Annotated in this window: 11 protein-coding genes and 1 riboswitch; of the genes, 6 read left to right on the top strand and 5 right to left on the bottom strand. The window is 74.3% G+C overall.

The genetic code is table 11. The features are described from left to right. Positions 1 to 151: 151 nt before the first annotated feature. Positions 152 to 226, bottom strand: a riboswitch (cobalamin riboswitch). Positions 227 to 359: 133 nt separating this feature from the next. From cobG to IEY86_RS18460, 3 genes are all read left to right on the top strand, one after another. After that, positions 360 to 1787 (top strand): precorrin-3B synthase, encoded by a 1428-nt coding sequence (gene cobG / locus IEY86_RS18470; protein ID WP_189132842.1) that lies wholly within the window; start codon positions 360 to 362, stop codon positions 1785 to 1787. 1 nt (position 1788) lies between these two features. Next, positions 1789 to 2415, top strand: a complete 627-nt coding sequence (locus IEY86_RS18465) for a precorrin-8X methylmutase (RefSeq protein WP_189132841.1) — start codon at positions 1789 to 1791, stop codon at positions 2413 to 2415. Between the two features lie 110 nt (positions 2416 to 2525). Then, positions 2526 to 4076 carry a precorrin-2 C(20)-methyltransferase gene (locus IEY86_RS18460; protein ID WP_373287052.1) on the top strand — a complete coding sequence of 517 codons (1551 nt, stop codon included), beginning with the start codon at positions 2526 to 2528 and terminating at the stop codon, positions 4074 to 4076. 7 nt (positions 4077 to 4083) lie between these two features. On the opposite strand, the gene IEY86_RS18455 is transcribed toward IEY86_RS18460, so the two are convergent. Next, positions 4084 to 4830 carry a cobalt-precorrin-6A reductase gene (locus tag IEY86_RS18455; RefSeq protein WP_189132839.1) on the bottom strand — a complete coding sequence of 249 codons (747 nt, stop codon included), beginning with the start codon at positions 4828 to 4830 and terminating at the stop codon, positions 4084 to 4086. A 203-nt stretch (positions 4831 to 5033) separates the two neighbouring features. Between IEY86_RS18455 and IEY86_RS18450 the strand changes: the two genes are divergently transcribed. Continuing rightward, positions 5034 to 6173 carry a cobalt-precorrin-5B (C(1))-methyltransferase gene (locus tag IEY86_RS18450; protein WP_229698547.1) on the top strand — a complete coding sequence of 380 codons (1140 nt, stop codon included), beginning with the start codon at positions 5034 to 5036 and terminating at the stop codon, positions 6171 to 6173. Here IEY86_RS18450 and cobM read toward each other — a convergent pair. Next, positions 6170 to 6934 (bottom strand): precorrin-4 C(11)-methyltransferase, encoded by a 765-nt coding sequence (gene cobM / locus IEY86_RS18445; RefSeq protein ID WP_189132837.1) that lies wholly within the window; start codon positions 6932 to 6934, stop codon positions 6170 to 6172. The two genes, IEY86_RS18450 and cobM, sit on opposite strands and share 4 nt — an antisense overlap. After that, positions 6931 to 8196 (bottom strand): precorrin-6y C5,15-methyltransferase (decarboxylating) subunit CbiE, encoded by a 1266-nt coding sequence (cbiE, locus tag IEY86_RS18440; protein ID WP_229698546.1) that lies wholly within the window; start codon positions 8194 to 8196, stop codon positions 6931 to 6933. The genes cobM and cbiE overlap by 4 nt, the downstream gene beginning before the upstream one ends. Positions 8197 to 8415: 219 nt before the next feature. On the opposite strand from cbiE, the gene IEY86_RS18435 reads away from it, so the two are divergent. Then, complete coding sequence (locus IEY86_RS18435; protein WP_189132836.1) at positions 8416 to 8706, top strand: hypothetical protein; 291 nt, start codon at positions 8416 to 8418, stop codon at positions 8704 to 8706. 116 nt (positions 8707 to 8822) lie between these two features. Here the strand turns inward: IEY86_RS18435 and IEY86_RS18430 are convergent, their stop codons facing one another. After that, complete coding sequence (locus IEY86_RS18430; protein WP_189132835.1) at positions 8823 to 9692, bottom strand: Fpg/Nei family DNA glycosylase; 870 nt, start codon at positions 9690 to 9692, stop codon at positions 8823 to 8825. A gap of 103 nt (positions 9693 to 9795) precedes the next feature. Between IEY86_RS18430 and IEY86_RS18425 the strand changes: the two genes are divergently transcribed. After that, complete coding sequence (locus tag IEY86_RS18425; protein WP_189132834.1) at positions 9796 to 12138, top strand: FHA domain-containing protein; 2343 nt, start codon at positions 9796 to 9798, stop codon at positions 12136 to 12138. Between the two features lie 8 nt (positions 12139 to 12146). Here IEY86_RS18425 and IEY86_RS18420 read toward each other — a convergent pair whose 3' ends face one another. Continuing rightward, on the bottom strand, positions 12147 to 13499 hold the full coding sequence (locus IEY86_RS18420; RefSeq protein ID WP_189132833.1) for a streptophobe family protein: 1353 nt from the start codon (positions 13497 to 13499) through the stop codon (positions 12147 to 12149). Positions 13500 to 13626: the final 127 nt, after the last annotated feature.

Genomic DNA, 13626 nt, shown 5'->3' with positions numbered 1-13626 from the left:
CCGCGCACTCGGCGGGGTCGGCGGTCACGGAAGGAGGAGCCGGGGCGGTCCCCGGAGCGGTCGCCGGAGGCGACAGGGGGCAGGTGCGGGGACATGCGCATGCGGCGGTGCCTTCCTCGGGGTCCGCGCCCCGGGCGGTGGAGGACGGCGGGAGTTCCTGGCTCCCGCGGCCTCATGGCCGCGGTAACAGTGGCGGGACCGCGCCGGATTCTCACCGGGCTTCCTCCCCTGGCGCCGTCGTCGGCGTCGGCGGCGCGGCGGTCCCTCCCCGGGATCGTCGCGGCTCGCCGTGAGCATATTAGGTCCTGGGCGCAAGTCCCCCGTCATGGGGCTGACCAGCCGCCCATGTCCTCGTCGGTATGCTCGCCGCCATGCCGCCGCCCCCTCCCGACGCTCCGACGCGCCCCGCCGTGCCCGGCCGGGCCCGCGGTGACGCCTGCCCCGGTAGCCTGCGGCTGCACGAGGCGGACGACGGCGCCCTGGCCCGTGTACGCGTCCCCGGAGGGCTGTTGACGGCGCCCCAGGCGCTGGCGCTGGCGGCCGCGGCCGAGGAGCTGGGCGATGGGCGGCTGGACCTCACCTCGCGCGGCAATGTCCAGCTGCGCGGCCTGGACGCCACGGACGGACCGGAGTTGGCGCGACGGCTGCGTGAGGCGGGCCTGTTCCCCTCCGACCTGCACGAACGTATGCGCAATGTGGTCGCCACCGCGCCGGCCGGCCTCGACGGGAGGGGATTCGCCCCGGTCGACGGCTGGGTGCGCGAGCTCGACGCGCTGCTGTGCGCCGATCCGGACACAGCGCGCCTTTCCGGGCGATTCCTGTTCGCCCTGGACGACGGCCGCGGCGATGTGGCGGCGCTGGCCGCGGATGTGACATTGATCGCGCTTTCCGGACGGGCGGCGCAGCTGCGCCTGGCGGGCGCCCTGCCCGGCGGTCCGTCGAGCGGCGCCTGGCGGATCGCCGCCGGTGATGCCCCGAGGGCCGCGGTACTGGCCGCGCTGGAGTTCCTCGGCCTCACCGACCGCGGCGGGGCACGGGTGTGGCGGGTGCGTGAACTCTCCCCCGAGGACGCCGACGCCCTCAACTCCCGGCTGCGCGGGCGGCTGGAACGCGAGGGCATCGGCGCCGAGCCCGTCGAATCCCCCCGCCCGCTCACCGAGCCGTCCCCTCCCCCGCCCGGCGTCCTGAGCGGTCCCGACGGCAGGCGCGCGCTGAGCGTGGCCGTCCGGCTGGGCCGTGCCGACGTCCGTCAGTGGCGGCTGCTGGCCGCGACCGCCGAGCGCGGAACGGGCGAACTGCGGGTCACCCCCTGGCGGGGTGCGGTCCTGCCGGGTTTCCCGGGCGAGCACGCGGCGGGCGCGCTGGACGCCCTCGAGGACGCGGGATTCATCACCGATGCCGCTTCCCCCTGGCTGGGTGTGGGCGCCTGCGCCGGCCGCCCCGGCTGCGCCAAGTCGCTGGCGGACGTACGGGCGGACGCCTGTGCCGCGCTCACCGGGCGGGGCGGGCGGGCGCGAGAGGACAGGGGCGGGCGGGTGGAACCGGAAGCGGGGGCCGGCGCCCTTCCGCTGCCGGTGCACTGGTCCGGGTGCGAGCGCCGGTGCGGGCATCCGGCGGGCCGCTGGGTCGACGTCGTGGCCACCGGCGACGGATACCGCACGGCCGTGCGCGGGGTCGGGCCCGGGAGCGCGGGCGAGCGGACGGACGGGACGAGCGGGACGAGCCGTACGGGGCAGGCGGTGGCCGACGCGGTCGCGTCGGCCCGTAGGACAAACGATCGAGGGTGACGTGTTCGAGTACGAGAAGGACGGGGCGGCGATCTACCGCCGGTCCTTTGCCACCATCCGGGCCGAGGCGGACCTGGACGGGCTGCCGCCCGACGTCTGCCGGGTCGCGGTGCGGATGATCCACGCCTGCGGCATGGTCGACCTCGTCCGCGACCTCGCCTTCACCTCCGGTGTCGTGGCCCGTGCCCGTGCCGCGCTGCTGGCCGGGGCGCCGATCCTGTGCGACGCCAACATGGTGGCCGGCGGGGTCACCCGCAAGCGCCTCCCGGCGGACAACGAGGTCGTGTGCACTCTCACCGACCCCTCGGTGCCCGGACTCGCCCGAGAGCTGGGCACGACCCGCACCGCCGCCGCGCTGGAGCTGTGGCGCGACCGGATGGAGGGCGCCGTCGTCGCTGTCGGCAACGCGCCGACGGCCCTGTTCCGCCTGCTGGAGATGGTCGAGGAGGGGGCACCGCGGCCCGCCGCCGTCATCGGCGTCCCGGTCGGGTTCATAGGCGCGGCCGAGTCCAAGGAGGCTCTGGCGGAGCACCCGTCGGGACTGGAGCACCTGGTGGTGCGCGGCCGGCGCGGCGGCAGCGCCATGGCCGCCGCCGCGATCAACGCGATAGCGAGCGAGGAAGAGTGAACGAGCAGACGGAGCGGGCCTCTCGGGGCACGGCGGAGCGCCCCGGGGCGACGGGCCGCCCGGCCAAGGGCCGCCTCTACGGCGTCGGACTCGGCCCCGGCGATCCCTCGCTGATGACCGTGCGGGCCGTGGAGCTGATCGGCTCGGCGGACGTCGTGGCGTACCACAGCGCCCGGCACGGCCGCAGTATCGCCCGTTCCATCGCCGAGCGGTATCTGCGCCCGGACCAGGTGGAGGAGAAGCTGGTCTACCCGGTGACCACGGAGACCACCGACCACCCGGGCGGCTACCGGGGCGCGATGGACGAGTTCTACGAGGAGGCCGCGGCGCGGCTGGCGGCCCATCTCGACGCCGGGCGCGATGTCGCCGTGCTCGCCGAGGGCGATCCGTTCTTCTACGGCTCCTACATGCACATGCACAAGCGCCTGGCGCACCGCTACCCCACCGAGGTGGTGCCGGGGGTCACCTCGGTGAGCGCCGCCGCGGCCAGGATCGGGCGGCCCCTGGTGGAGGGCGAGGAGGTGCTGACCGTGCTCCCGGGCACCCTTCCCGAGGAGGAGTTGGCGGCGCGGCTGGCCTCGTCGGACGCGGCCGCGGTGCTGAAGCTCGGCCGCACCTTCCCCGCGGTCCGCCGTGCCCTGGAGCGTTCGGGCCGGCTGTCGCAGGCGCACTACGTGGAGCGGGCGACGATGGCCGGGGAGCGCACCGCGCCGCTGGCGGAGGTGGACCCCGAGTCCGTTCCCTACTTCTCCGTGGCGGTTCTGCCCAGCAGGATCGGCGCGCCCGAGCAGGGGCCGCGGGCCGCCGAAGCCGGCGCGGCGAGGGTCGACACGGCCGCCGCCGCGGCCGCCGGCGCATCCGTCCGCACGGTCGCCACCACGGTCTGCGACGGCCGGCCCGACCGCGGGCGGCAGGGGCGGGTCGTGGTCGTCGGCCTCGGACCCGCCGGGCCGATGTGGCTGACGCCCGAGGCCCGTGGGGCGCTCGCCGACGCCGAGGACCTGGTGGGCTACACGACCTACCTGGACCGGGTCCCGGTCCGTCCCGGCCAGCGCCGCCATGCCTCGGACAACAAGGTGGAGTCCGAACGCGCCGAGTTCGCCCTGGACCTGGCCCGAGCGGGCCGCAGGGTGGCCGTGGTCTCCTCCGGCGATCCGGGTGTGTTCGCCATGGCGACGGCCGTGCTGGAGGTGGCGAGCAGCGACCCCTACCGGGATGTCCCGGTCGAGGTTCTCCCGGGGGTCACGGCCGCCAATGCCGCTGCCTCCCGGGTGGGCGCCCCGCTCGGGCACGACTACGCGGTGGTCTCGTTGTCCGACCGGCTCAAGCCCTGGGAGGTCATCGCCGAACGGCTGAGGGCCGCGGCCGCCGCGGACCTGGTGCTGGCGCTGTACAACCCGGGCTCGCGCAGCCGCGTGTGGCAGGTCGGCAAGGCCCGGGAGTTGCTGCTCGAGCACCGGGCACCCGACACCCCGGTGGTGCTGGCACGGGACGTGGGAGGGCCGACGGAGCGGGTGCGGATCGTCCGGCTGGCCGATCTCGACCCCGAGCAGGTGGACATGCGCACGATCCTTCTGGTCGGCTCCTCGCAGACGCGGGTGGTGGAGCGCGGCGACGGGACCGAGGCGGTCTGGACGCCGCGCCGCCACCCGGGCGGCTGAGGGCCCGTCAGCCGAGGGTCTCCCGCAGCCAGGCCACGGCGCCGGCCGTGTCCCGGACCTCCATGACGCCCTCGGGGGCGGGCGGCCGCCGCACCACCACGACCGCCAGCCCGGCCTCACGGGCGGCGGTCAGCTTGGCGGCGGTGGCCGCGGCGCCGCTGTCCTTGGTCACGAGCACATCGACGCGGTGGCGGCGCAGCAGCTCCGCCTCCCCCTCGACGGTGAACGGGCCCCGGTCGAGCAGGACCTCCATCCGCGCGGGTACCGGCGGCTCGGGCGGGTCGACCGAGCGGACCAGGAACCACAGCCCGTCCAGGGAGGCGAAGGCGGCGAGCCCCATCCGGCCGGTGGTGAGGAAGACCCGTTCCCCCAGGGAGGGCAGCAGCTCGGCGGCGCCCTCCAGCGAACCCGTGCGGTGCCACCGGTCTCCCTCGCCCGGCACCCACCCGGGGCGGCGCAGGGCGAGCAGGGGAACATGGACGGCGGCGGCCGCCTCGGCCGCGTTGAAGCTGATGGTGTCGGCGAAGGGATGGGTCGCGTCGATGAGTGCGTCCACCCGGTGCTCGCGCAGCCAGCGGGCCAGGCCCTGCGGGCCGCCGAACCCCCCGACACGCACCTGCCCGGCGGGCAGGCGGGGCTCGGCGACCCGTCCGGCGAGGGAGCTGGTGACGAGCAGCGTGGGATCGCCGGTGAGTTCGGCGGCGAGGCGGCGGGCCTCGGTGGTGCCGCCGAGGACGAGGACGTGGCGGGTCACCGCGGCGCTCCGTTCCGGTGGGGACGGGGTTCCCGGCGACGGTACGGGCCGGGTCGGGTACCGGGGCCGGGTCGGGTACCGGGGCCGGGTCGGGTACCGGGGCCGGGTCGGGTACCGGGGCCGGGTCGGGTACCGGGGCCGGGTCGGGTACCGGGGCCGGGTCGGGTACCGGGGCCGGGTCGGCAGTTCCTGTGGGGTGGAAGGTGACTGAGCGGCCTCGGGCCGAGGGCGGCCGCGCGGCGCAGCTGGAACGCACCGGACTGCGGCACGGCTGGACGACGGGCGCGTGCGCGACGGCGGCCACGACGGCCGCGTACACCGCGTTGCTGACCGGCGACTTCCCCGATCCGGTGGGCATCACCCTGCCGAAGGGGCAGCGTCCCGCGTTCGTGCTCGCCGCCGAGGAGCTCGGCCCCGGCCGGGCGATGGCCGGGATCGTCAAGGACGCCGGGGACGACCCCGACGTCACCCATGGCGCGATGGTGCGCGCGACCGTGCGGCACGCTCCCCCCGGTGCCGGGGTGGTCTTCAGGGCGGGTCCCGGCGTGGGCACCGTCACCCGCCCCGGGCTCCCGCTCGAGGTCGGCGAGCCCGCCGTCAACCCCGTGCCCCGGCGGATGATGCGCGAGGCGGTCGCCGCGGTCGCGGCGGAGCACGGCGGGAGCGGGGACGTCGAGATCGAGATCTCGGTGGACAACGGCGAGGAGATCGCCCGCGGCACCTGGAACCCCCGCCTGGGCATCCTCGGCGGTCTGTCCATCCTGGGCACCACCGGCATCGTGGTGCCCTACTCGTGCTCGGCGTGGATCGACAGCATCCGGCGCGGTGTGGACGTCGCACGCGCCGCCGGACGCACCCATGTCGCCGGCTGCACGGGCTCGACCTCGGAGAAGGTCGCCGCGGCGGTGCACGGGCTGCCGCAGGACGCCCTGCTGGACATGGGCGACTTCGCCGGCGCCGTGCTGAAGTACCTGCGGCGCCACCCCGTGCCCCGGCTGACCGTCGCCGGGGGCTTCGCCAAGCTCTCCAAGCTCGCGGCGGGCCATCTCGACCTCCACTCCTCCCGGTCGCAGGTGGACAAGGGCTTCCTGGCCGGCCTCGCCCGCGCGGGCGGCGCCGACGAGGCCCTGGCCGCGGCAGTGGCCTCGGCCAACACCGGCCTGGAGACCGTCCAGCTGTGCGCGGCGCGAGGGGTGCCGCTGGGGGACCTGGTGGCCGCCGCCGCCCGGGAGACAGCGCTCGGGGTGCTGCGGGGAGCGCCGGTGGCCGTGGACGTGATCTGCGTCGACCGCGCGGGCGGCGTGGTGGGCCAGGCGCCGGCCAAGGGCCCTCGGGGCGGCTAGGGCGTGTCGCACGGGGTGTGCGGGCGCTCGCGTGCCGACGAGTACAGATGGCTGTCGCGGAACTCCCGCGCGCCCAGCGTGGCACCCGCCATGATCACCGCCGTGCGTACCACCCCGGCGGCCTTCACCTGCCCGGCGATGTCGCCGAGGGTGCCCCGCAGCACCAGTTCGTCGGGGCGGCTGGCCATCGCCACCACGGCCGCCGGGCAGTCCTCGCCGTAGTGCGGCACCAGTTCGGCGACCACCCGGTCCACGTGGCGCGCGGCCAGGTGCAGCACGATCAGGGCGCGGCTGCGGCCGAGGGTGGCCAGGTCCTCACCCCCGGGCATCGGGGTGGCCTGCTGGGCGATCCGGGTGAGGATCACCGTCTGGCCCACGGTCGGCACGGTCAGCTCACGCTTGAGCGCGGCCGCCGCCGCCGCGAACGCGGGGACTCCGGGCACCACCTCGTACGCGATGCCCTCCGCGTCGAGGCGGCGCATCTGCTCGGCCACCGCGCTGAACACCGACGGGTCGCCGGAGTGCAGCCGGGCCACGTCCTGCCCCTCGCGGTGCGCGCGCACGAACTCCTCGGTGATCCGGTCGAGGTCGAGCCGCGCGGTGTCGACCAGGCGGGCGCCCGGCGGGCACTCGGCCAGCAGTTCGCGCGGTACCAGGCTGCCCGCGTACAGGCAGACCCCGCAGCGGGCCAGGGTGCGCTGTCCGCGCAGGGTGATCAGGTCCGCGGCACCGGGACCCGCACCGATGAAGTACACCGTCATCGCTCGTCTCCTCGTTTGACGGCGCTCCACTGAGTGACCGGCATGGCCTGGCGCCATCCGGTGAAGCCGCCCACGGGCACGGCGTGGGCGACCGCCAGCCGCACGAGTTCGCCGCCGTGGCGCCCGTACCAGTCTGCCAGCACGGCCTCGGACTCCAGCGTGACCGCGTTGGCCACGAGCCTGCCTCCCTCCGCGAGCGCGTCCCAGCAGGTGCTCAGCAGTCCAGGGGTGGTGAGCCCGCCGCCGACGAACACCGCGTCCGGTGCGGCGTCCCGCGCCGGGAGCCCGGCCAGCGCCTCGGGTGCCCGGCCGGTCAAGATCCGCAGTCCGGGCACGCCGAGGGCGGCGGCGTTGCGCTCGATACGGGAGGCGCGGACCGGGTCCTGCTCGACGCAGACCGCCCGGCAGGTGCGGTGGGCGCGCATCCACTCCACGGCGACGCTGCCCGAGCCGCCGCCGACGTCCCACAGGAGCTCGCCCGGCGCGGGGGCCAGTGCGGCGAGCGTGGCGGCCCGCACATGGCGCTTCGTCAGCTGGCCGTCGCTCTCGTACGCCTGGTCGGGCAGGCCGGGGACGGTGGACAGGCGCAGCGCGTCCGGGGCGGGGCGGCACTCGACGGCCACGACGTTGAGGGGGTCGCCCTGCGGATGCCTCCAGGAGCCGGCGGTGCCGTGGACGGACCGCTCGCGGTCCCCGCCGAGCTGTTCCAGCACGGTCAGGAGGCTGGGCCCGAATCCCCGCGCGGTCAGCAGGTCGGCGACCTCCCACGGGGTCGCCGCACCGGCGCTGAGCACCAGGAGCCTGCGCCCGGCGTGGAGGGAGAGGGCCAGTGAGTCGGTGGGGCGCCCGACGAGGCTGACCACCTCGGTCTCCTCCACCGGCCAGCCGAGGCGGGCGCACGCGTAGGACACCGAGGACGGGTGCGGCAGGACGACGAGCCGGTCGGCGCCCACCTCGTCGGCCAGTGCCCGGCCGATCCCGAAGAACATCGGATCGCCGCTGGCCAGGACGGCCAGCCGCCGCCCCGAGTGGGCGGCGAGAAGGGCGCGTACGGCCGGACGCAGGGGTGAGGGCCAGGCGATCCGCTCCCCCGCGCACTCGGGCGGCAGCATGCCGAGTTGGCGCGGCGCCCCGATGAGGGCCCGCGCGCCGCGCAGTTCGTCGCGGGCACGGGCGTTGAGTCCCGCCCAGCCGTCGGCCCCGATGCCGACGACCGCCACGGGCCCGCCGTCGGCGGACGGCACTGGTCGGTCGGAGCTCACAGGGACACCTCGGTCGGCGCGGGGACGGCAGCCGCACTCTACTGAAGCGTTCACGCAGCTCAGCGGCCGGGCCGTTCTTCTCGCTGACCGGCCGGGCACGGCCGGGGCGCCGCGACGCCCCGGTTCCGGCCGAGTGGCAGGACCGGGCAGGCGTGGTTTCGATGGGAGTACGGGTGCCGTTCCGAGGACGCCCGGCAGCCCCGCCCCTGGGAGGTCACCATGTACGCAGTCGTTCGCCGCTACTCGGGAGGCAGCGCTCCCAAGTTCGTCTCCGAGCTCGAAGTACGCGATGCCGAGGTGCGGGAGCTGATGACGACGGTCCCGGGCTTCCTCGCCTACTACATGGTCAAGGACGCCGAGGGCGGCTTCAGCGTCACGGTGTGCCAGGACCGCGAGGGGACGCTGGAGTCCACCCGGAGGGCGACGCAGTGGGTCAAGGAGAACCTGGCGTCCGTCGCCGTGGAGCCGGATGTCGTCGAGGGTGAGACCATCTTCCACTTCGTGCACTGAGGCGCAGGGCACGGCGGGAGGCGCACGGCGGCAGGGCGGTAGGCGCACGGCCGGGACGACCGCGGGGCGCCCGCCGGACGCTCACGCCCGGACCCGCGGGTCAGCCGGCGTCGGCGCTACTTCAGCAGCCTCGACATCCGCCGGTCCGCCAGCGGCTTGCCGCCCGTCTGGCACGTCGGGCAGTACTGCGTCGCCGAGTCCCGGTACGACACCTCGCGGATCGTGTCGCCGCACACCGGGCAGGGCTGCCCCGCCCGCCCGTGGACGCGCAGTCCGCTCTTCTTCTCCGCCTTCAGCTCCCCCACCGCGAGCCCGCGCGAGCGCTCCACCGCCTCGCGCAGCGTGGTGCCGATCGCCCTGTACAGCCGTTCCACGTCGTAGTCGCTGAGATGGGTGGTCAGCTGGAACGGCGACATCTTCGCCACGTGCAGGATCTCGTCCGAGTAGGCGTTGCCGATGCCCGCGATCAGGCTCTGGTCGCGCAACACTCCCTTGATCCTGCGGTTCTCACGGCCCAGCAGCTCCGTGAAGACCTCCTGGGTGAACTCCTCGCCGAGCGGGTCGGGGCCCAGCCGTTCGATTCCGGGCACCCGCGAAGGGTCCCGCACCACGTGGACGGCCAGGCGCTTCTGCGTCCCGGCTTCGGTGAGGTCGAAGCCCCAGCCCTGCGGCTCGGCCAGCCGCAGCCGCAGCGCCAGCGGACCCTTGCCGGGCCTCGGCGGGGTCTGCGGCAGGTCCTCCTTCCAGCGCAGCCAGCCGGCCCGCGCCAGGTGGACGACCAGGTGGGGCCCGCCTTCGGTGGCGATGTCGAGGAACTTGCCGTGCCTGCGCACCCCGGAGACGGTGCGCCCTTCGAGCTCGGTCAGCGGCGGGTCGTAGGTCTTGAGGACGCTGATCGCGGCCGGCATGACACGTTCCACCTGCCTGCCGACGAGGCGCTCGGTGAGGAACGCGGCAAGGGCTTCGACTTCCGGCAGTTCCGGCATGGGTCCAGTGTGCGACAGCGCGGCCGCTCACGCAGCGCGCCTGATTCGGCGTATTACGCGATTTGCCACGTGATGTTCGAACGTCGCCGGTAGATTGTGGCGTATGGGCGAGCGGCAAGTCGCACCCTCTGAACGGCAACTCATCCTCGAGACCGACACCGACTCGAAAGTGCTGAGCACGAGCCGGTCCTACCATGTCGGGCGCGACCCGCTGAGCGACATCGTCCTCACCGATCCCCGCGTCTCCTGGCACCATGCCGTCCTGCGGCCGGGCGAGGGCTGGTGGACGCTGGAGGACCTGGGCAGCACCAATGGCACCTTCGCCGACGGCCGACCCGTGCAGCGGCGGTCCGGCGTCGGTCCGGGCACCGTGATCCGCTTCGGCAACCCTTCCACCGGCCCCTGCGCGGTACTGCGCGCGGTGCCCCCGCCGACGCCGGAGCCCGTCGTCCCCACGCCGGTCACGCACGCCACGGGCACGTTCCGGCAGCCCACGATGGTCCGCCAGCTGGTCACCCGCACGATCCGCATCGGCCGCGCCCTCGACAACGACCTCGTCGTCGACGACCTCGTGGTCTCCCGCAACCACGCCGAGCTGCGGGCCCGTCCCGACGGCGGCTACGACATCGTCGACCTCGGCAGCCACAACGGCACATACCTCAACGGCCAGCCGGTGCACCACGCCCCGGTCGACGCCGGTGACATCGTCGGCATAGGCCACTCCGCCTTCGTCCTCGTCGGCGACGAGCTCCAGGAGTTCGTGGACACCGGCGAGGTCTCCCTCGGCGTCCAGGGCCTCGCGGTCACGGTGGACCGGGGGCGCCGGACCCTGCTGGACCATGTCTCCTTCCCGGTCGGCGAGAAGTGCCTGCTCGCCGTCGTCGGCCCCTCGGGCGCGGGCAAGTCGACCCTGCTCAACGCCCTGACCGGACTGCGCCCCGCCGAACAGGGCACCGTCCTGTACGACGGCCGCGACCTCTACCGGGACTACGCCGAGCTGCGCCAGCGCATCGGGCTGGTACCGCAGGACGACATCCTGCACTCCCAGCTGACCGTGCGCCGGGCCCTCGGCTACGCCGCCGAACTGCGCTTCCCCGGCGACACCGCGAAGGCCGAGCGGCAGGCGCGGGTCGACGAGGTCATCCACGAACTCGGCCTGGACGCGCGGGTCGACCAGCCCATCCACAGCCTCTCGGGCGGCCAGCGCAAGCGCGTCAGCGTCGCCCTGGAGCTGCTCACCAAGCCGTCCCTGCTCTTCCTCGACGAGCCGACCTCGGGGCTCGACCCCGGCATGGACCGCTCGGTGATGCACATGCTGCGCGGGCTCGCGGACGACGGCCGCACGGTCATCGTGGTCACGCACAGCGTGCTCAGCCTCGACGTGTGCGACCGGCTCCTCGTGCTGGCCCCCGGAGGGCGCATCGCCTACTACGGGCCGCCGGAGGAGGCGCTGCCGTTCTTCGGCTTCAGCCAGTGGCCCGAGGCGTTCGAGGCTTTCGAGAACGACAGGGAGCGCGACTGGAGCGGCCAGTTCCGCGCGTCACCGCAGTACTACCAGTACATAGCCGCGGCCATGGACCAGCCCAGGCTGCCGGTCTCCTCCGCGCAGGGGGTCGTCAAGCGGCCCAAGGCCCAGAGCTGGGGCGGCCAGCTGCGCACCCTGATTCGCCGTTACACCGCGGCACTCACCGCGGACCGCACCTTCCTGGCCATCATGATCGCGCTTCCGTTCGTCATGGGCGCGATGGCACACGCTCTGGCGGGCAGCGAACTCACCACGGACACCGCGCTCAACGCCCTGCTCATCCTCTGCGTCGGCGGTGTGCTGACCGGCGCGGCGAACGCGGTGCGCGAGCTGGTCAAGGAGAGGGTGATCTATCAACGGGAGCGTGCGGTCGGGCTCTCCCGTTCCGCCTACCTGGCGTCCAAGGTGGTGGTGCTCGGCATCGTCACCGTGGTCCAGGCGTTCGTCCTCACCCTCGTGGGCCTGTTCGGCGTGAAGCTCAACGCGCCCGACGGCAAGGGGATCTTCCTGCCTCCACTGGTCGAGACAGCCGTGGCCGTAGCCCTGCTGTCGTTCACCGCCATGATGCTGGGCCTGTTCGTCTCCGCCCTGGTGCGCAAGGAGGAGGTGACGATGCCGCTGCTGGTGCTGCTCGCCATCATCCAGGTGGTCTTCTGCGGCGCCCTCCTCCAGCTCGACGGCGTACCCGGCCTCGAACAGCTCGCCTGGCTGGTCCCGTCCCGATGGGCGCTGGGTGCCATGGCGGGGACGATCGACCTGCACGGCATCGTGCCGCAGAAGATCACGGCGGACCCGTTGTTCGAGCACTCTGCGTCCACCTGGCTGGTCAATGTCGGCATGCTGGTGGTGCTGTCGGTCGTGCTGGGGTTCATCGTCTCCAAGCTCCTGCGCAGGCATGAGCCCGCCATCATGCGGAAGTAGGAACCGCGTCACACCGTCGCCCGTGGCGGCTCGGCGTCCACGACCTCGCCGCGGCGGCGCACCGGCGTGGCCAGCAGGCTCCCGAGGAAGCCCGCGATCAGGCCCCACAGGGCCCCGAGCGGCACCCCGACCGCCAGATTCGGCCGCAGCACCACCGCGCCCTCGGCGGCTCCGCCCCCTCCGCCGCCGGCACCCAGCAGATCGGCGATGTCACTCAGCCGACCGCTGTCCACACCGAGCAGGGACAGGCCGTAGTGGGCGGAGATCCGGGTGACCAGCCCGATGACCAGGACGGCGGCGGCGACTCCCAACCCCAGATGGACGGCGTGCCGCCAGGGCGGCATCGTGACGGGCGAGCGGACGGCCGCCACGAATCCGGCGAGCAGGAGCATCACCGCGGAGGCCACGGGCAGCAGCCACACCCGCCCGTCGTAGTGGGACAGGGAGCTCAGGCCGAGTGTCACGTTCTCCCGCGCCGGCGTGCGCAGCACCGCGGCGAGCACCTCGGGCATGGGCAGGCCGATCCCCCCGTTGACGTGGCCGTCCCAGGTGGCATCGAGGCCGAGGCCGAAGGCCAGCCAGACCAGGTTCGGCAGCCCGAGGAAGATCACCGCGAAGGTGTCGCGGGTGTGTCCCTGCGTCAGGGCGACGACCACCCCCACGACCGCTCCGACGGCCACGTAGGCCAGCAGGACCATGACGGTCGCGAAGGCGACGGGGCGGACCGACTCCTGGTAGGACAGCAGCCGGGAGGGCAGGGGCGCCCTGCGGGAGGCTGCGAGCGCCACGGTGAGCACGACGAGCAGCCACAGCAGGCCGAAGCCGAGCGTCGGCCCGTAGTCGGCGTGGAAACCCACGGTCGGTGTGGCGCCGAAGGCCTCGCCGATGTCGGAGACGGTGGAGTCCTCCAGCGAGACGGTGAAGGTGTGGCGGGCGGCCATGGCCAGCAGGGCGAGCGCTCCCAGCCAGAGGATCACGGTCCTGGCGACCCGGCCCAGCAGTTCCCCGGTGCCGGCGACCGCCCGGTGGCGCAGCGGCAGCAGGAAGGCCACGGCGATCACCAGGGCTCCGGCCAGGCTCACCGAGAGCGGGACGACGGCGATCCCCGCGTCCGTGCGGGCGATGAACCCGGCGTTGCCCTGCAGGCGCATGGAGCCGCCGACCGCCATGACGACGGCGGCGGCGAGAACGTGGAGGAATGCCCCCTCCGAAAAGTTCGAGGCACCCGCCAGCCACATCCCGAGGGCGGCGACGACGGCCATGGCGATCAGCCCCGCGACCACCACCGCGAGGGCGTGCAACCAGTCGTACAGGGCACCTATTTTATCGTTTTCGCGGTGCTCTATGGCGAGATGCGTCATTTCGGATAGGGTACGCAGGGCCCGCGGTGCGCGCCCGCCGGGACACCGCCACCCGCTACGCGCCGCCGGGCGCACCGGCCCCGCCGGGCCCTGCCCCGCGACCGGACCGGCATCCCCCGCGACCGGA

The sequence above is a fragment of the Wenjunlia tyrosinilytica genome (genome assembly GCF_014646055.1).
GTDB classification, from domain to species: Bacteria; Actinomycetota; Actinomycetes; order Streptomycetales; family Streptomycetaceae; genus Wenjunlia; species Wenjunlia tyrosinilytica.
This window is presented reverse-complemented; position numbering and strand designations above follow the sequence as displayed.